This is a genomic window from Planotetraspora sp. GP83 (assembly GCF_041262585.1).
Classification (GTDB): domain Bacteria; phylum Actinomycetota; class Actinomycetes; order Streptosporangiales; family Streptosporangiaceae; genus JAOEGB01.
In genome coordinates, this window is record NZ_JBGCBZ010000011.1 from 147,673 (window position 1) to 165,584 (window position 17,912).

The following is a 17,912-nucleotide window of genomic DNA, read 5'->3' on the forward strand; positions in this document are numbered from 1 at the left end:
CTACTGACGGTTCAGACCCCACGGACGGGCGCGGACGACAAGGGTCAGCCTGCGGCAGGTGCCGGGCGGTGAGATGCGACGGCTGCTTCGGGGCCGGCGCGGGATCACAGGAGTGCGCGGCGCAGCGCGGCGACGCGTTCGGCGGCGGGTGTCAGGTGGCGGTCGTCGAGCATCGGGCACAGCAGGAGCTGGAAGGCGAGGGCCGGGCCGCCTCCTCGAACAACGTCGGCGCCCACGTCCGCGCCCTTCCCTGACCCCTGTACTGCCTGCGCCACGTGATCGGCTCGCGCGGCGCAGGCCGTACACCTGGAATGGAGAACCTGTGAAACGACTCCTCGTCGGCGCGATGACCGCGGCCATGGCCATCGGCGGCGCGGTCTCGTCGCGGCCGCTCGGTCGGCCAGTGGGGCCACCCCTGGCCAGAGGCTGGTACGGCGCGGCGCCGTACGTCATGCCCTTCGACTGCCGCCGCCAGCGCCGACATGGTGGAGTCTGACCTGGTCAGCAGCGACCGGTACAGAAATTCGTCGTCCCAGGAGACGCCGAGCCCCTCAAGGAGCGGCCCGGAATGTCCAGCTGTCATAGCCGTCCTCATCGCGCGGGTTGCCCGGAAACGATATTCAGACTGAATTGATTCGCGATGGATTCGGTACGGCTCCCGCCCGCATGATCAAGATCTTCGGCCGCAACGGCCGACCGGACGAATCGCGGACATGTCCATCACCCCATGTCATCGCGATTCCCGGCCCGTGGGTGGCTCCGGGGCGCTCAGAAGCTGCTGATTCGGGTCGACGTGTAGGGAGCGAGCCGGGCTCCGACAACGTGCGTGAAGTTGACCACGTAAGTGAAGGTGCCCGGCTCCCCCTCGTGAGAGATCTGGAGAGGCACCACGCTGCCCTGCTCCATCCAGGTGACCAGTTCCTCTGCTGTAGGCATCGTGCCGTGCACACGGAGGATGAGTTCCTTTTCCTTGCCAACGCTCAGTAAGTAGAGCAGCCCGGTGGGAGCGTCCATGGTCATAGGATTCTCCTTGCGGTAAGGGCGGAACCGGTTCAGGTGGGTGTTCCCGCCAAGTCCGCGCATAGCCGGATACCAGTGGTGATGTTTCAGGGAAGCGGCGGACCTGGACGTGGTCGGGGCCGGTTTCGGTCTCGGCTGCTGGAGCGTCCTTGATCGACCAGCCTGGCTCGTACCCCCATCAGGGTTCTGACCTGGCGCTTTACCGCCCTCGGCCCCGAGATCGTCGTGATGATCTGGTCGTCCCTGATCAACCGCTGCGTCTTTCGCAAAGCATGCCAAGCTCAGGCGCCTGGTCCACACCATGCGGCAGACCGCGGCCAGCAACGACGCGCCGGCCTCCGCCTACCGCGCCGCCCGCACCCGGCTGAGCAGGTTCGAGGAGGGATTCGGGTTACCGGGGGTCGTAGGCGAGGTTGGGACGTAGCCAGCGCTCGACTTCGGAGAGGGGGACGCCTCGCCGGCGGGCATAGTCCTCAGCCTGATCCTGGCCGATGCGTCCCACAGTGAAGTACCGCGACGACGGGTGAGCGAAGAGCAGGCCGCTGACGCTGGCGGCGGGGGTCATCGCGAAGGATTCGGTCAGGTCCATGTCGAGCCGCTTGGCGTCGAGCAGGTCGAACAGATCCCGCTTCTGGCTGTGGTCCGGGCTCGCGGGGTAGCCGAAGGCGGGGCGGATGCCGCGGAAGCGCTCGGCGTGCAGGTCCTCGAGGGAGGGGACGGCGTCCGGCTCGTACCAGGCGCGCCGCGCCTGCAGGTGGATGTGCTCGGCGAACGCCTCGGCGAGGCGGTCGGCCAGGGCTTTGACCATGATCGCCCGGTAGTCGTCGTGTCGCGTCTCGAAGGCGTGGGCGAGATCTTCAGCACCGTGGACCGCCACGGCGAATCCGCCGACGTGATCCCCGGCCGGGGCGACGTAGTCCGCCAGGCATCGGTTGGGGCGGCCCGCGGGCTTGGCCGTCTGCTGGCGCAGCATCGGGAGGCGGAGGTCGCCGCGGTAGTCAGTGATCACGATGTCGTCGCCCTCGGAGTGGGCGGGCCAGAAGCCGTAGGCGCCTCGGGCGCGGAGGGATCCATCCGCGATGATCTGGTCGAGCAGGACGTTCGCCTCGTCGTAGAGCTCCCGGGCCGCCGGCTGGTCGAGGATCGCCGGGTACTTGCCCTTCAGTTCCCAGGCCAGGAAGAAGAACTGCCAGTCGATCATCGCGCGGAGGGCGTCGAGATCCGGCTGGACGAGGCGCACACCGGTGAAGGCGGGGACCGCCAGGTCATCGAACGGCACCTGCTCACGGTTGTCGCGAGCTTGCGCCAGAGACAGCAGGGGGCGCCGCTCTCTGGTGGCGTGCTGCTCGCGAAGGCGCTCCTGCTCGGCGCGGTTGCTCACGGCCAGTTCCTCGGCCCGGTCGGCGTCGAGCAGGTCCGCGACCACGCCGACGACGCGGGACGCGTCCAGCACGTGCACCGAGGTGCCGTCGTAGACGGGGGCGATGCGAACCGCGGTGTGCTGGCGTGACGTCGTGGCACCGCCGATCAGCAGGGGAAGCTTCAGCCCGCGGCGCTTCATCTCGGCGGCGACGGTGACCATCTCGTCCAGCGACGGGGTGATCAGCCCTGACAGGCCCACGGCGTCGGCGCCTTCGGCGATGGCCGTGTCGAGGATGACGGCGGCGGGGACCATGACACCGAGGTCGATGACCTCGTAGTTGTTGCAGCCGAGAACGACGCCCACGATGTTCTTGCCGATGTCGTGCACGTCGCCCTTGACGGTGGCGAGCACCACCTTGCCGTTGCCCCGGCTGATGTCGGCGCGGCCTTCCAGCCTCGCCCGCTCCTTGTCGGCCTCCATATAGGGCTCGAGATGGGCGACGGCGCGCTTCATCACCCGCGCGCTCTTGACCACCTGCGGCAGGAACATCTTGCCCGCGCCGAACAGGTCGCCGACGGTCTTCATGCCGTCCATCAGCGGGCCCTCGATGACGTCGAGTGGACGGGCCGCCCGCAGACGGGCTTCTTCGGTGTCGGACTCGATGAAGTCCACGATGCCGTGCACCAGCGCGTACGCCAGGCGCTGCTCGACCGGCGCCTCACGCCAGGACAGGTCCACCGTACGGCGGGTGCCCGTGCCGCTCACCGTCTCGGCGAACGTGACGAGCCGGTCGGTGGCGTCGGCGCGGCGGTCGAACAGCACGTCCTCGACGAGTTCGAGCAGGTCTGCCGGGATGTCCTCATAGACCGCGAGTTGCCCCGCGTTGACGATGCCCATGTCAAGGCCGGCGCGCACGGCGTGGAAGAGGAACGCCGAGTGCATCGCCTCGCGTACGACGTCGTTGCCGCGGAAGGAGAACGACAGGTTGGAGATGCCACCGCTGGTCCGCGCTCCGGGGCAGCGTTGCTTGATCAGCGGCAGCGCGTCGATGAACGCCTTCGCGTAGCCGTTGTGCTCGGCGATGCCGGTGGCGACCGCGAGCACGTTGGGGTCGAACACGATGTCCTCGGCGGCGAATCCGGCCCGCTGGGTGAGCAGGTCATAGGCGCGGGCGCAGATCGACACCTTGCGCTCGACGGTGTCGGCCTGTCCCTGCTCGTCGAACGCCATGACGACCACGCCCGCGCCGTAGTCGCGGATGCGCGAGGCCTGCTCCAGGAACGGGCCCTCGCCCTCCTTGAGGCTGATCGAGTTGACCACGCCCTTGCCCTGCACGCACTTGAGCCCGGCCTCCAGCACGCTCCACCGCGAACTGTCGATCATGATCGGGATGCGGGCGACCTCCGGCTCGGTCGCGATCAGGTTCAGGAACGTGGTCATGGCCTGCTCGCTGTCGAGCAGGTCGGCGTCCATGTTGACATCGAGCACGTTGGCCCCGCCGCGAACCTGCTCCAGCGCGACGTCGACGGCGGCCTGGTAGTCGCCCGACTCGACCAGGCGCCGGAAACGCGCCGACCCCGTGACGTTGGTCCGCTCCCCGATCATGACGAATCCGGTGTCCGGGCCGATCTCGAAGGGCTCCAGCCCGCTGAATCTCGTACGCGCCGAGGGCGCCGGCAGCGGGCGCGGCCGGAGGCCGGACACGGCGGCCGCGATCCGCTCGATATGCGCCGGAGTCGTCCCGCAGCACCCGCCGACGATGTTGACCATCCCTGATCCGGCGAACTCGCGGAGCAGCCGTGCGGTCTCGTCGGGTTGCTGGTCGTAGCCGCCGAACGCGTTGGGCAGCCCGGCGTTGGGATGAGACGCCGTGTAGACGCCCGCGAGCCGCGACAACTCGGCCACGTGCGGGCGCATCTCCTCCGCGCCCAGCGAGCAGTTGACGCCGACCACCAGCGGGTTGGCGTGTTCGATCGCGTTCCAGAACGCCTCGACGGTCTGCCCCGACAGCGTACGGCCGCTCAGGTCGATGAACAGCGAAATCCACAGCGGCAGGTGCGGGGCCACATCCCGCGCGGCGGCGATCGCGGCCTTCGCGTTGAGCGTGTCGAAGATCGTCTCGATCAGCAGCAGGTCGACCCCGCCCTCGGCCAGCGCCTCGATCTGCTCTGTGTACGCGGCGCGGACCTCGTCGAACGACACCGCGCGGTACGCCGGATCCTCCACCCGCGGGGACAGCGACAGCGTGACGTTCAGCGGCCCGATCGAGCCGGCGACGAAACGCCCGCCGGCCTCGTCCGCGGCCTGCCGCGCCAACTGGGCGCCCCGCAGGTTCATCTCCCGCACGAACGGCTGAAGCAGGTAGTCCGACTGGCCGATGCTCGTCGCGGTGAACGTGTTCGTCGTGGTGATGTCCGCGCCCGCCGCCAGATATCGCCGGTGCACGTCGAGCACGAGATCCGGCCGGGTCAGATTCAGCAGGTCCGGGTCACCGGTCACGTCACGCGGATGGTCGCGGAACCGGTCGCCCCGATAGTCCGCCGCGGTCAGCCCGGCGCCCTGCAGCATCGTTCCCCAGCCCCCGTCGAGCACCAGAACCCGCTGGTCCAGCAGCTCTCGCAGAGCCGGAGCCTTACCGCGACCGGCCGCGCCGGCACCGGGCGCCTCCCGGAGGGTGCCGCGTCCGTGCTCGCCGTTCGAAGACCTGTCCACTGGACCACCTTCCGTTACGGAAGGCGCCCTTGGGGAACAGTCCTGGCCGAGCGTGGCGGACCTCGGGCCCGTCGCAGCGCCTCTCGGCTTGATACCAAGGATACAAGGGCCATTCCCAGTGTCGGCTTGTCCCATCGTGCTTCAGTTGGACTCGGTGGCCTCACGCCGGCGGCCGAGCGTGCCGGGCTGGTCAGCCGCGACGAGTCCGGCCCGTCCTTCCGCCATCCGCTGATCCGCTGCCCAAGCTGGGGATCACCACCCGGGCCCAGCTCCACGCTTTCGCCGCCGACGGCTCCGAGCTGGGCTGACGGGTCGCCCCGACCTCGGCGGAGCGACGTCAGCCGGTCCTGCTCCGCTCCCGCATCCAGTCGGCGATCTCGGTGCGGGAGTGGAAGCCGAGTTTCGTCAGGATGTGTTCGATGTGGCCCTCGGCCGTGCGCTGGGCGATCGTGAGGGAGGCCGCGATGTCCTTGTTGCTCCGTCCCTCGGCGACGAGCTGGGCGATCTCCGTCTCCCGGCGGGTCAGTGGCGTGTGGCGCGCGACCCTGTCAACGGGCTCATCGACCGGCTCGGAGTCTCGGAGGGCGTACTCGAGCGCCGTCTCGAAGAGCAGCTCGGCGCCTTTCGTCAGGGCTGCGCGGAAGGCGGATTCGCCGAGCGCCTGACGGGTTCGTGCCGTACATCGGTCGTGATAGCCGGCCAGGCCGTATCCGGACAGCGGGGCGCCGATCGCCTTCCAGAGGGTCTGGAGGACTCCCAGCAGCGACGCCGCGCGTTGATATCGGCCCTCGCCGGCGGCGATCCAGGCCAGCGCCTCCAGGTTGAGCCCCATGCCCAGTGGGTCGCCGAGTGAACGGTTGAACCGCAGGCTCTCCTTCTCCAGCAGGGCCGCGCGGTGGTTGTGGCCCTGGCTCCAGACCGCGATTCCCAGCGCCATCATCGCCCACGCCCGGTGCGAGCTCTCCTCATGGGCGTCGCACAGCCTGAGGCATTCCTCGCCGAGGGAGATGGCGCGCGGCAGGTCGCCCCGGAAGGAGTGGGCGAGAGACAGGCGGATGAGGGCGAGCGCGAGGCCGACGGGGTCTTCCGCCGCGCGGTGCAGATCCACCGCCTCCTCATAGAGCGCGACCGCCGATTCGGCCTCTCTGCGGTGCATGGCGATCATCCCGGAGAAGAGCGCGACGTACGCCCGGACGGACGGCAGCCCCAGCCGTTCCCCGAGGACACGGCTCTCCTCCAGCATCCTCTCTGCGGAGGCGATGTCGGCCTGCACGATCGCCAGCCAGCTGTCGACCCACAGAGCCCGCGCTCTGACCTCGCTCGGTTCGGTCGCGGTGGCGAGCCCCCGGTCGAGCAGGCGGCGTCCCTCACCGAGGTAGTAGCTGGTGATCCAGTGATAGAGGAGGTCGCCGGCCATGTCCAGACCCGTCCGGACCTCTCGCGGGTCGGCGAAGCAGTGCTCCAGGGCCGCACGCAGGTTGGGATGCTCGACCTTCAGCCGGGTGGCCCAGGCCACCTGTGAGGCGCCGAAGACCCGCTCGCGCCCCTCGGCCGCCAGCCACCGGTAGTAGTCGCGGTACCGGCGCCGCAGCTCCCGCTCCGTCCCGGACTCCCGCAGCCGGTCCTGGCCGAACTGGCGGATGGTCTCCAGCATCCGGTAACGGACTCCGGTGGGGTGTTCCTCGCGGACCAGGATGGATTTGTCCATCAGGGCGCTCACCAGGTCCGCGATCTCCTCGCGACGGACACCGTCACCGGCGCAGACCCGTTCGGCCGCCTCCAGGTCCAGCCCTCCGGAGAACACCGACGCCCGCGCCCACAGCAGCCGCTCCTGGTCGCCGCACAGGCCGTAGCTCCAGTCGATCAGCGCCCGCAGCGTCTGATGCCGCGGCAACGCCGCCCGAGAGCCGCCTGTGAGCAGCCGGAACCGGTCGTCGAGCCGGTCGAGCAACTGCTGCGCCGACAACACCCGCAACCGCACCGCCGCCAGCTCGATCGCCAGCGGAATCCCGTCCAGCCGCCGGCAGATCCGCTCGACCGCCTCCCGATTGTCGACGGTCACCGCGAAATCCGGCAGCACCGCCCGCGCCCGCTCGGTGAACAGCCGGACCGCGTCGCTGTCGGCCAACGCCGGGACCGGAAGCATCCGCTCGCAGGAGACCCCCAGCGGCTGCCTGCTGGTCACCAGGATTCGCAGCCCCGGAGCCGACCGCAGCAACCGCTCGGTGATCATCGCGCAGGCGGGCAGGAGATGCTCGCAGTTGTCCAGCACCACCAACGCCCGCTTGTCGCGCAGGTGCTCGACCACCGCCTCCAACTGCGGCCGCGCCGAAAGAGCGCGGATCTCCAGCACCTCGGTCAGTGTCTGCACGAGCAACTCCGGAGTGGCGAGCTCCGCCAGCTCGACCAGCCACACGCCATCGGGGAACGCCCGCCGTACGTCACCGGCGACGTGCGCGGCCAGCCGGGTCTTGCCGACCCCGCCCGCACCCGTCAAGGTCACCATCCGGGCCCCGGACAGCATCCGCTTGACGTCGGCCACCTCCTGCCGACGCCCCACGAAGCTCGTGCCCTCGACCGGCAGCCCACCACCGCGCAACCGCCGCCGCTCCGGAGAACTGACTGTCGCGTTCATCCCTCGCCTCGCGCCCGGCTCAAGCAATGGATCGATCACCACGCTTTATAACGAACCGATAAACCCATGCTATGACCGGGCCGAATCCCCCCGCGTGGCCTCTCCCGTGGTGTGGTGATCAGCGATGTCCGTGGCGCCGACCGCGTAGACGAATGGGCCGCGGACGCCGTTGTTGAAGCGCTCCGCCGCCGCCAGAGCGCGCTGGAGCCGTTCGCTGGGCTCCATGCCGAGGTCGGCGGTCGCATGGAGGGCGCCGAGCGCGAGGGCCGCTCCGCCCCCGACGGCGGCGAACCCGTCAGCGGACTCCCCCACCTGGTAGTCGTCCTCGATCTCGAAGAGCCGCCCGGACACACCGACGAGGAATGTGCCGCCGGACTCCTGTTCGGACTCCTTACGGGCGTAGCCGCCCTCCTTCAGGCACGCGCGGACGGCGTCCACGAAGTTGGTGACCATGAAGGCGTGCAGGTCGCCCTCGGCGGGAGGCTCGGGCGGGGTGAACGCGTAATGGAGAAGCTGCCCCATGCGGTAGCTGCTGGTGAAGCCGAACACGTAGGGGCCGTTGAGGAAGACTTTCGGGTCGGAGCGCAGGCGGATGTCCCAGCCACAGGACCCGGCCGAGTCGCCGGCCATGTAGACGCGGCCGTCCTGGACGATGGCGGCGATGGCAGTCACTGGGGGGCTCCTCACGCTGCGAGATCAGGAGGGGTGGCGTCCGCGTGGACCCGCTCGTAGCGGCGGGCCTGAACGCCTTGATCTCGATGATGATCCTCCCGGCGATGATCGCCAATACCCACCGGATGTCCGCCAGGTGGCCGCGGGGCGACCTCGGAACGCCCCGCACGGAACGTGACGGGAGATGTTCACCGCCCCGCACCCGCGTCGGGCACGGGGAACAAGCGTGGTGAAGGCTCCGCCGGCTGATCAGGTCCGATCGCTCGCGGGCTGATCGTCGTCGAATGAGCCGCGCGAGCGGTCGTGGTGGCAGGTTCCGGTGACGGTGAGGCCGCGCATCCGGCCTATGTTGTCGAAGGAGCCGAACCCGACGCGGCCCGACTCGAACCGCTTGTCCGTCGCGGTCATCAACGGCGTGGATGCCCCGTCGACGTAGACGGCGATCTCACCAGTCGTGGCGCACCGCCGGACCCGGACCTTGTGGAACTCGGCGTCGGTGATGGCGGGCGGGGCCCCCACCTTGCCGTTCCACTGATCGTCCAGACGCAGGCGGTCGGCGTTGTCTACCACGAAGATCCCATTGTGCGGATAAATCGTGTTATCCGTTGAAAGGTGCGCGTAGTAGAACTGCGTGGGCGACCGGTACCCGAACACGATGATCACATCACGATTGGTGATCTCCACGGGGGTGTCGAGCCTGACCTCGGCGTCGATCTGCACCGACCCGAACTCCGGGCCCCGCGTGAGGACCGCGTACTCGTACGGCCGGCGCGGGCCGGGCTGAGGGGTTCCGGCCTCGGCGAGGACGACCTCCGATCCCGGAAACCGCCACTTCGCCGGCGTCACGGGCGCCCAGTCGGAGACCGCCGTCACGCCGCTCACCCGAGTTCGCCCGATGCGGCACCCCGCGACCGAGCCTGCGCCGCTCAACCCCGCGACCGAGCCTGCGCCGCTCGACGGCGAGACCTCGGCGGCCGCGCGGTAGGGCCGCTCACCGGCGACGGCCACGACGCCTGCCGCCACGACCAGGGAAAGGGACACGAATCTGTGGAGAACGCGGGCCGACCGCATCGGATCGTCTCCTCGGCATCGACGGAAAGCGCTTTCGAGACCACTTCCGGCGAAGCCTATATTTCTGCGTGGCACTGTCAAGTGCCGTTCGCCCTCGATGTAAAGACGCCGCGCGTCGACACCGGCCGAGACCTTACACGCACAGTCAGCGGATCTCGGCTGTGACTGTTGCCACGCCCCGCCCGCCAGTTTACTTTCGACGAAAGCGCTTTCCCGCGTGCTGTCGCGACCCCGGCGGATGGAGGGTTCTCCTTGTCGAAGCCCAGAAGGTTGCTCCCGAAACGCAGATCGTTAGTCCTCCCGGCCGTGTTTCTCCTGGTGGCCGTGCTGGCCGCGCCACAGGCGCTCGCGCGGACGCCGGACGCGGCCGGGGAATCCCGCACCCCCACGACCTCACAAACAGACACTCCCACGACGACACAGGCCGACGCCCCCGTCACCGACCCGATCCCCCAGGACCCCGTCCCGTCCACCTTCGGCTTGACACTCGCCGAGTTCGCCGGTTTCCCGAAGTCAGAGCCTGTCCCGCCGCCGACCGACCGGCGGCTGATGCGGCAGGCCCGGATCAACTATCTGGGCGAGATCCCCGACGGGTCAGGGCGTAAGTTCGTCCCCGACCTCAACGGCACGATGTACATCCTCAACGGCGGGGCGCCCCAGCCGTACCTCGACGTGCGGGCGGAAGCGGGGCCTGACTTCTTCTCCGGCCGGGGCCTCGGCAGCGGCTTCGGGTTCGTGACCTTCCACCCGGAGTTCGCGAAGAACGGCATCTTCTACACGGTCCACACCGAGGCGTTCGACGCGCTGCAGGCGAAGACACCGGACTGGACCCAGCCGAACCCGATCCTCCACAGCGTGGTGACCGAATGGACGGCGGAGGACCCGTCCGCGAACACCTTCAAGGGAACCCACCGTGAGGTGCTGCGGCTCGGATTCGCCGGACTGACCCACGCCGTCCAGCAGATCGACTTCAACCCGGCGGCGAAGCGGGGCGACGAGGACTACGGCCTGCTCTACCTGGCGGCCGGGGACGGCGGCCTCGGCGTGTCGAGCAACGTCCCGCAGGACCTCAGCGTGCCGTTCGGCAAGATCCTGCGGATCGACCCGATGGGCCGGAGCAGCGCCAACGGCAAGTACGGCGTGCCTCGGTCGAACCCGTTCGTGAACAAGGCCGGCGCCCTCGGCGAGATCTACGCGTACGGCATGCGCGACCCCCACCGCTTCAGCTGGGACGCCCGCGCGGGGAACCGGCTGTTCCTCGGCCACATCGGCGAGCACGCCATCGAGGCGGTCTACGAAGTCCGGGCCGGCGACAACCTCGGCTGGAGTGAGCGGGAAGGCCCGTTCGTCTTCGACAAGAACGACCGGTGCCACCTCTACCCGCTGCCGCCCGACGACGAGAAGAACGGCTACACCTACCCCGTGGCGGCGTACGACCACGACCCGCCGGCGGGCTGGCCCTGCACGCGCGACAGCGGCCACGCGATCAGCGGCGGCTTCGTCTACCGGGGACACCGCCTGCCGGGCCTGCAGGGCAAGTACGTGTTCGCCGACCTCGTGGACGGTCGCGTCTTCTACGCGAACGCCGGCGAGATGCACCGCAAGGACGGGCGGCTGGCCACGATCTACGAGCTGAAGATCTTCGACCCCGAGGGCAGGCGGGTCACCATGCGCGACCTGGCCGGTGACGCCCGAGTCGACCTGCGCATCGGCACGGATCTCGCGGGCGAGCTCTACCTGCTCGCGAAGGCCAACGGCAAGATCTGGAAGGTCACCGGCACGCGCCTGGTGCCCCCGACCCCCGATGTGCTCCCCACTCTCAATCGCAACCTGATCGCGTTCTACGACTTCGAGCACCCCTTCGTGGCGAGCACCGGCGTGGAGCTCGACCAGGGCTCATCCGGCACGGCCATCACGCTCGTCAACGGCGGGGCCGCGATGCGCGTGAAGGACGGCGCCTATCCCGGAAGCAACTCGGCGCTCCAGACGCAGCAGGTCAATCCCACCGTGAAGGGGGGCAACGACGACTGGAAGGCGGGCGTCTACTCGGCGACCGGCGTCCCCAGCCTCCACGCCTTCAACGGGGTCAAGGGCGCGACCATCATGGGATGGGTCAAGATGACCGGGCAGAACCCCAGCCCCAACCCCGGCAGCGCGACCCCGGGCGCCACCTACGGCGCGATCGGGCTCGTCGGCCTCCTCAGTGGAGACTCCGACGGCCACGCCGTACGGGCCCTGCTGGAACTCATCAAGGTGGGCGACGAGATGCGCCTGGTGGCGCTGGGCCGGCGCGTCGACGGCGGCGCCTCTCAGACGTTCGCCGCCAACGAGGACTGGCACAAGCTGCTGCCGCTCAACGAGTGGGTGTTCCTCACCGCGACGTTCGACTACGACAAGGGCACGATGAAGCTGTACCGCAACGGCGAGCCCATCGACGGGTTCTACGTCGTCCCCGGCGACCCGTGGGAGATCGGAGGCGAGGGCCCGCACTACGCCTCGCCGACCGACCCGAGGGGTATCAAGATCGGCGGGAGCTTCCCCCAGAACACCCGGGAAGGCAACCCGTGCAACTGCCGGATGGACAGCCTCATGTTCCTCGACCGGGTGGTGACGCCCATCGAGGTGAAGCTGCAGTACCTCATGGTCACCAAGGCGCCCTGGTGATCCTCGTCTGAGGAATGTGTCCTCTCCCTGACCCCCTGTTCATCGGCCAGGGTCGGGGAGAGGCCGGCGACCTGGCCGAGCCCCCGGTTCCCGTGAACGGACGGATGATGAACAGGGGGACGCCATGCCGACGAGTCGCATCAGCCATCCGGTCTTCGCCCGGTTCTACACCCGTGTCAGTGAGGTGCTGGACCATCACGGGCTGGCCGAGCACCGCCGAGCGCTGCTGGCCGGGCTGTCCGGGCGAGTGATCGAGATCGGCGCGGGCAACGGCCTCAACTTCGCCCGATACCCGCCGGCCGTCACGGGTGTGGTCGCCATCGAGCCCGAGCCGCGGCTGCGCGCGACCGCCCGCCTCGCCGCCACACGCGCTGCCGTACGGATCGACGTGACCGGCGGTCTGGCCGAACAACTGCCCGCGGCCGAGGGACGCTTCGACGCCGCGGTCGTGACGTTCGTGCTGTGCTCACTGGCCGACCCGGGCGCCGCGCTGATGGAGATACACCGGGTGCTGGTCCCCGGCGGGCAGTTGCGTTTCCTCGAACACGTCCGCGCCGACACGCCCGGCCGGGTGAGGGTGCAGCGGTTGCTGGACGCCACCGTGTGGCCGCGCCTCGCCGGGGGCTGCCACACGGGCCGGGACAGCGCTGCGGAGATCAGGGCGGCCGGCTTCACGATCGAGAAGCTGGAGCGGTTCCTGTTCCCCGCCGGCGTCCGCAGCCCGATCTCCTTCTGCGCCCGCGGGCTGGCCCGACGGTGAGACCTGACGGGCAGGTCGCACCCTGGACACCACAGGTGGTTCACAGCGCGACCACCGGCTCAACCTCCGGCGTCGCGCTTCGCCCGTAGCCGCGCGAAGAGGGAGCGCCTCTTGGGCCGCCGTTCCGGTGCCGACGGCACGCGTGGGGTGGTCGCGGGTTGCCGCTCCTTCCAGTCGCGCACGACATCCTCGACATCGAAGGGCGCCAGATTGAGCGGCGGGCCCGACATCGCCTTCCTGGTCCCCTCAAGGATCTTCTCGTTGATCTCCGCCACGATGCTCCGGACCTCGGCCTCCGACCTGGCTCCGGCCGCCATGGCGAGGGCCTCCTCTGCCTCCTTGCGGAGGGCGAGCGTCGCGGGCAGGGGAAAGGACAGGTTCTCGGCGCGCAGCTTCTGCTTGATCCACCACATGTCGTCGTACGGCTTGCCCTGGTCGGGAAGGGGCTTGCCCGCGCCGGGCAGATCGTCGAACTCGCCGCGTTCGACGGCCTCGCGGATCTGCCGGTCTATCCACGTCTCAAAGCTGACACCCGGTGGCTTTCGCTCGGTCATGGGTGTGCCTCCACGTTCGCCGGACGGGGGACTACTGCGAGCATAACCACGCAACTCGTTACCGGGACTGATCGGTCACCGAGGGCGCTGCGTCCAGGCCGGTCTGTGGCGTTCCCTCGAGTGCTGCTCTACGGCGCTGGTAGTGACGAGCGGCTCGGGCCATGAGGTGACCGCACATCACACTGCTTGCGGGACAACTTCAGCACGTTCGCCCGCGTGGCCGAAAGCCCCAGCGGGCCTCGTCATGCATGGTCACGCTACACAAAGCGCCAGGTAGGACGGTGCGTGCGGGAGCATGTGCATGATCACGGCAAGGGCGGGGCGGAAGGGGGCCCGGCGTAGCTGTCCAAATGCGGCCAAATTCGTCAGATAGATCATTGGCGCTGTCACCATGTGGGAATGAGAGGCTGGGCCGGCTGGCGACGTATCGCGGTCCCGATCGTCGGCGTGGCGGTCATCGCTGGGATCAGTTACGTCCTGGCTGAGCTGTCGGAGTTCAAGAAGGCGACCGACTGGGCGCAACTCGCCAGCGTCGCCCTCGGGGTCCTGACGCTGATCCCCACCGTGATCGCCTCGTGGCGGCGGCAGCAGTCCGGCAGGGCGAGCACGCCGGAGCAGGTCGACCGGGCCGAGCAGGCGCTGAGATCGCTCGTGCGGGCTCAGTGGCGCGAGGAGATCCTCATCAGGGAGCTGGACGAACCCGCCCCGCTGCCGGTCCGCTGGCGGATCTCCGGCCTCGGCGTCATGGATCAGGACGACCGCGTCGATCGGCCGCGATCCCTTCGCTCCTGGTTCGGCCTCGGCCGCGTACGGTTCGACGGCCGCACCGACCGGATGGCCGAGATGGCCGGGCGCTTCCGTAAGCTCACGCGGCGCCGCCTGGTGATCCTCGGCGAGCCCGGCATGGGCAAGACCACGCTCGCCGTGCTGCTGCTCCGGGAACTGCTGGAGGATCCCCAGGCCGGCGACCCGGTCCCCGTGCTGCTGTCGATGTCGGGCTGGGATCCGGCGGCCGAGCCCGTGAACAGGTGGCTGGCCAGGCGGCTACGGGAAAACTACCCCGCTCTCCGGGCCACCGATTTCGGCCCCGACGCGGCGCGCGGCCTCGTCGCGCACCAGCGAATCCTCCCGGTCCTGGACGGTCTGGACGAGTTGCCCGACCAGGTGCGGCCGCGGGTGCTCGCCGCCTTGAACGCGACCCCGGCCGCCGAAGGGCTGATCCTCACCTGCCGCACCTCGGAGTATCAGACCGCGGTCAGCCTCCCGGGCAGCGACGTGCTGGCCGGCGGGGCGGTCATCGAGCCCCGTCCCGTCAGGAGCTCCGACGTCATCGCGTACATTCGCGACCGCCTGTCATCCGGGCAGGAGCGCGACTGGTCCGGCGTGCTGTCGGCTGCCACGAAAGATCCCGAGGGGCCGATCGCGGAAGCCCTCTCCACACCACTCGCGCTGTGGCTGCTGCGCAAGGTCTACATCGAGACCCGCGCGGACCCCTCCGAGTTGTGCGACGCCGAGCGCTTTGCGACGGCCGCCGCCATAACCGAGCACCTGCTCGACAATCTCGTCCAGGCCGCCTTCGCGGCCACCCCGCCTGAGCACGATCCCGACGACCCGCACGACCATGACCACCCGTTCCGGCCGCGCCGCGCGTGGGACCCGGACGACGCCAGGCGTTGGCTCTCCTTCGTCGCCCATCACATGTCCGGGATCGAGGCCCGGGACTTCCGGTGGTGGCATCTGCACCGCGCGGTGTCCCGGCGCTGGAGCATCCTGATCGGCGGTGTGACCGTCGGGCTCACCGTCGGCCTGACGGTTGGGCTCACCAGCGACGCCATCGTCGCCTTCCGGAGCCCGCACGAGGGCAGCCTGTGGGACGCGCTCCTCTTCGGCCTGGCGGGCGGGCCGGTGGGCGGGCTGGTCGGCGGCCTCACCGGAGGGTTCATCCTCGAACGGATGAAGGGCTATCCGCTCGAACCGGCCTATGCGAACCTGCGGCTGCGCGGCCACGTCGGGCAGCTGGCCGGACGCCTCTCACTCGGCCTGACCATCGTCCTCCCAGTCGGCATGATCGCAGCCTTCGCGCTGTGGCGGGTCGTCGGAATCAGCTCCCAGGCCGGAGACTTCGTTCTCTACGGGCTGGTCGTCGGCACTGTGGGGGGTCTCACCCTCGGACTGAACAAGTGGGTGACGACCCCTTTGACCAGCGACCGGCCGCAGGCCCCGCTGATCACGCTCCAGCGGGACCTGCAACTCCTGTACGGACGATCCCTCGCGTTCGGGGTGGCGCTCGGCCTCGCCTTCGGAATCGCCGGAACGCTGGTGAGCGGATTCTCGGGGCTGCTGCGAGGTGTGGCGGCCGGAGTGGCCTTCGGGATCGCGGGCGGGATCGTCTTCACCCTCACCTTCGGGTTCACAGGCGCCAGTTCCATCTACTTCGTCGCCGTGTCGACGCTTCGCCTCCGGCACCGGGCACCACTACGGCTGATGAGCTTCCTGGAGGACGCCCACCGGGTCGGCCTGCTCCGTCAGGCGGGCCCGGTCTACCAGTTCCGCCACGAGAAGCTCCAGGACCGCCTCACCCAGCTCTACCGTCAGGGCGGCTGACCCCCTGTGTCGCCCCGGGCGAAATCCCCCTCCATCGGTGACCATACCGGCGAAGGTCCGGCAGATCCGCCCGTGGCATCGCCCGTGGAATGTCAGCGGCGGGGCGGCTGGGGCGAGCCTGACGGCGCCGCGTTCACGGCGTGCCCTCGATGCAGTCGGCGAGCCGTCAGCACTGGTGCGCCGAGGCCTCGGTCTCGCCCGGCGTCGTGATCAGCGCGACCAGTTCGGCCCGCAGAGCGGCGGTGAGGACAGGCAGGTCCGGCAGGTGATCCGGGTCGGCGACGACAGTGATCGCCAGCGTTCCGGCGTAGGACAGCGCGATGAAGCTCACGGTGACGTTCCCGGTCTCGGAGACCGAGAGCGGGATGATCGCGCGAATCGTGGCCCCGGCGATGGTGAGCGGCCGGTCGGGGCCGCGCACGTTGCTCACCACCGTGTGGAGGCGCCGCTGGTGCCTCATGTACCAGCGGTAGAGGCCGAGCCTGGACGCGAACCGGAGCGACGGCCCGAGCGGATAGACAGCCGGCGGCGCTGCGACCGACCCCCTGCGGCTCCTGATGACGTCCGCGATGCGCGCCAACCGCCGCCCCGGATCCCCCGCCCCGGGAAGGCTCACCAGCAGCGGCCCGACCTGGTTCCCCAGCCCGGAGGTGGTGGCCGTACGGCGTGCCGCAACCGGCACCGTCACAGAGAACGCCTCGACGGATTCGCCCCGGCCTTCCAGCACCCTGTGCAGGGCGCCGGTGATCGCGGCCAATATGGCGTCATTGACCGTCCCGCCGTGCAGGTGGGCGGCCGCCCGCAGTGCGGCGAGATCGGTGCGGACCACCGCCATCCGGCGCCGTGGTCCAGACGGCTGGATCAGCGAGCAACGAGCGGCGGGCGCCGGATTGAATCCGCCCGCCGCCCCCATCGCGGCCCGCGTGTCACGCCAGAGCAGAGGCAGCCGGGACAGCGTCCGCAACCGCCCCCGGAATGCGTCGGCGGCGAGTTCGGATGGGGAGGGCCGGCGCTTCGGGAACGGCGGAGCCTCGGGGCGGGCCGACTGATCGACCAGGCTCGCGAGCACGGCCAGCCCTCCGAGGCCGTCGGCCAGCACGTGGTCGACGACGACGACCAGCCCCACCGCGCCGTCGGCCAGGCCGGTGACGAACACCGCCGACCACAGCGGCCGAGACCTCGGCAGCGGCTCGGTGACCACGGCGGTGGCGGCGTCGAGAAGCGCCTGTTCGTCTCCCGGAGCCGGACAGGTCACGGTCCGCACGTGCAGGCTGACATCGAACGCCGCGTCGTCGACCCACACCGGACGGCCGCATCCCAGTGGCGCCGGCATCAGTCGCTGACGCAATCGGGGGACGGACCGGATCCGGTCGGCGATCAGCTCTGTGGCGGCAGCCACGTCGAAGCCCCGCTCCGCGCCCAGGACCAGAGCCGCGCCCACCTGCATCGGAACCGGCCCGGCCGAACCCATCGCGAGCACCGCCAGATCGGTCGCGGTGACCCGCTCGATCACCGGCCGAACCGCGGAATCGGCCTCCCCCGGCGGCAAAGGGTCGGTTTCCATGCGTGCACCTCAACGTCCATCCGGCAATCCGCAGCTCTCGTACCGGACCCGTGGAACCGTCGAGCTGTCCGCGAGTCCGGCACCGTGACCGTAACCCCGGGCTCGACGCCGCCCCAGGGCCGAAGGTCCCCGCAAACGGCGCCTCACCGGGCTCGTGGGCCTGCGCCCACCCGGCCCGCCAGGACCTGTTCGACAGCGTGTGCCTCGGCGAGGTCGAGACACGGCGGACAACACGGTGAACAACACAGCGGAGAACGCCGGCGGGCAAAAGCGCGGGGTGAATCCCGAGCCGT

Annotated in this window: 12 protein-coding genes and 1 riboswitch; of the genes, 4 read left to right on the forward strand and 8 right to left on the reverse strand. The window is 69.7% G+C overall.

Annotated features, from left to right (window positions below):
* Nucleotides 1–104 precede the first annotated feature (104 nt).
* Complete coding sequence (locus tag ABH927_RS17615) at nucleotides 105–236, reverse strand: hypothetical protein (RefSeq protein WP_370022799.1); 132 nt, start codon at nucleotides 234–236, stop codon at nucleotides 105–107.
* A gap of 86 nt (nucleotides 237–322) precedes the next feature.
* Here ABH927_RS17615 and ABH927_RS17620 point away from each other — a divergent pair, with 86 nt between their 5' ends.
* A complete protein-coding gene (locus tag ABH927_RS17620; RefSeq protein WP_370022800.1) occupies nucleotides 323–496 on the forward strand; it encodes a hypothetical protein in 174 nt (57 codons plus the stop codon).
* Nucleotides 497–768: 272 nt separating this feature from the next.
* On the opposite strand, the gene ABH927_RS17625 is transcribed toward ABH927_RS17620, so the two are convergent.
* From ABH927_RS17625 to ABH927_RS17645, 5 genes are all read right to left on the reverse strand, one after another.
* Nucleotides 769–1,020, reverse strand: a complete 252-nt coding sequence (locus tag ABH927_RS17625; protein WP_370022802.1) for a hypothetical protein — start codon at nucleotides 1,018–1,020, stop codon at nucleotides 769–771.
* Nucleotides 1,021–1,411: 391 nt separating this feature from the next.
* The gene (gene metH / locus ABH927_RS17630) at nucleotides 1,412–5,005 is read right to left on the reverse strand and encodes a methionine synthase (RefSeq protein ID WP_370022953.1); all 3,594 of its coding nucleotides are present in this window, start codon (nucleotides 5,003–5,005) and stop codon (nucleotides 1,412–1,414) included.
* A gap of 104 nt (nucleotides 5,006–5,109) precedes the next feature.
* Nucleotides 5,110–5,186, reverse strand: a riboswitch (S-adenosyl-L-homocysteine riboswitch).
* Between the two features lie 246 nt (nucleotides 5,187–5,432).
* Entirely contained in the window at nucleotides 5,433–7,730 is a 2,298-nt protein-coding gene (locus ABH927_RS17635) for a LuxR C-terminal-related transcriptional regulator (protein WP_370022804.1), read from the reverse strand.
* Nucleotides 7,731–7,799: 69 nt separating this feature from the next.
* Nucleotides 7,800–8,402 carry a hypothetical protein gene (locus tag ABH927_RS17640; protein WP_370022806.1) on the reverse strand — a complete coding sequence of 201 codons (603 nt, stop codon included), beginning with the start codon at nucleotides 8,400–8,402 and terminating at the stop codon, nucleotides 7,800–7,802.
* Between the two features lie 249 nt (nucleotides 8,403–8,651).
* A complete protein-coding gene (locus tag ABH927_RS17645; RefSeq protein ID WP_370022807.1) occupies nucleotides 8,652–9,473 on the reverse strand; it encodes a hypothetical protein in 822 nt (273 codons plus the stop codon).
* Between the two features lie 306 nt (nucleotides 9,474–9,779).
* Between ABH927_RS17645 and ABH927_RS17650 the strand changes: the two genes are divergently transcribed.
* Nucleotides 9,780–12,137, forward strand: coding sequence for a PQQ-dependent sugar dehydrogenase (locus ABH927_RS17650; RefSeq protein WP_370022809.1), 2,358 nt, complete (start codon nucleotides 9,780–9,782; stop codon nucleotides 12,135–12,137).
* 124 nt (nucleotides 12,138–12,261) lie between these two features.
* Nucleotides 12,262–12,897, forward strand: coding sequence for a class I SAM-dependent methyltransferase (locus tag ABH927_RS17655; protein WP_370022811.1), 636 nt, complete (start codon nucleotides 12,262–12,264; stop codon nucleotides 12,895–12,897).
* Between the two features lie 59 nt (nucleotides 12,898–12,956).
* Here ABH927_RS17655 and ABH927_RS17660 read toward each other — a convergent pair whose 3' ends face one another.
* The gene (locus tag ABH927_RS17660; RefSeq protein WP_370022813.1) at nucleotides 12,957–13,451 is read right to left on the reverse strand and encodes a DUF1992 domain-containing protein; all 495 of its coding nucleotides are present in this window, start codon (nucleotides 13,449–13,451) and stop codon (nucleotides 12,957–12,959) included.
* Between the two features lie 399 nt (nucleotides 13,452–13,850).
* Here ABH927_RS17660 and ABH927_RS17665 point away from each other — a divergent pair, with 399 nt between their 5' ends.
* Complete coding sequence (locus tag ABH927_RS17665; RefSeq protein WP_370022815.1) at nucleotides 13,851–16,055, forward strand: NACHT domain-containing protein; 2,205 nt, start codon at nucleotides 13,851–13,853, stop codon at nucleotides 16,053–16,055.
* Nucleotides 16,056–16,221: 166 nt separating this feature from the next.
* Here the strand turns inward: ABH927_RS17665 and ABH927_RS17670 are convergent, their stop codons facing one another.
* Nucleotides 16,222–17,619 (reverse strand): wax ester/triacylglycerol synthase domain-containing protein, encoded by a 1,398-nt coding sequence (locus tag ABH927_RS17670; RefSeq protein ID WP_370022817.1) that lies wholly within the window; start codon nucleotides 17,617–17,619, stop codon nucleotides 16,222–16,224.
* Nucleotides 17,620–17,912: the final 293 nt, after the last annotated feature.

Excerpts from the sequence above, each read along its gene's own strand:
- ABH927_RS17625 (WP_370022802.1), bottom strand. The coding sequence starts at position 1,020 with ATGACCATGGACGCTCCCACCGGGCTGCTCTACTTACTGAGCGTTGGC.
- ABH927_RS17635 (WP_370022804.1), bottom strand. The coding sequence starts at position 7,730 with ATGAACGCGACAGTCAGTTCTCCGGAGCGGCGGCGGTTGCGCGGTGGT.
- ABH927_RS17645 (WP_370022807.1), bottom strand. The coding sequence starts at position 9,473 with ATGCGGTCGGCCCGCGTTCTCCACAGATTCGTGTCCCTTTCCCTGGTC.
- ABH927_RS17655 (WP_370022811.1), top strand. The coding sequence starts at position 12,262 with ATGCCGACGAGTCGCATCAGCCATCCGGTCTTCGCCCGGTTCTACACC.
- ABH927_RS17660 (WP_370022813.1), bottom strand. The coding sequence starts at position 13,451 with ATGACCGAGCGAAAGCCACCGGGTGTCAGCTTTGAGACGTGGATAGAC.
- ABH927_RS17665 (WP_370022815.1), top strand. The coding sequence starts at position 13,851 with ATGAGAGGCTGGGCCGGCTGGCGACGTATCGCGGTCCCGATCGTCGGC.
- ABH927_RS17670 (WP_370022817.1), bottom strand. The coding sequence starts at position 17,619 with ATGGAAACCGACCCTTTGCCGCCGGGGGAGGCCGATTCCGCGGTTCGG.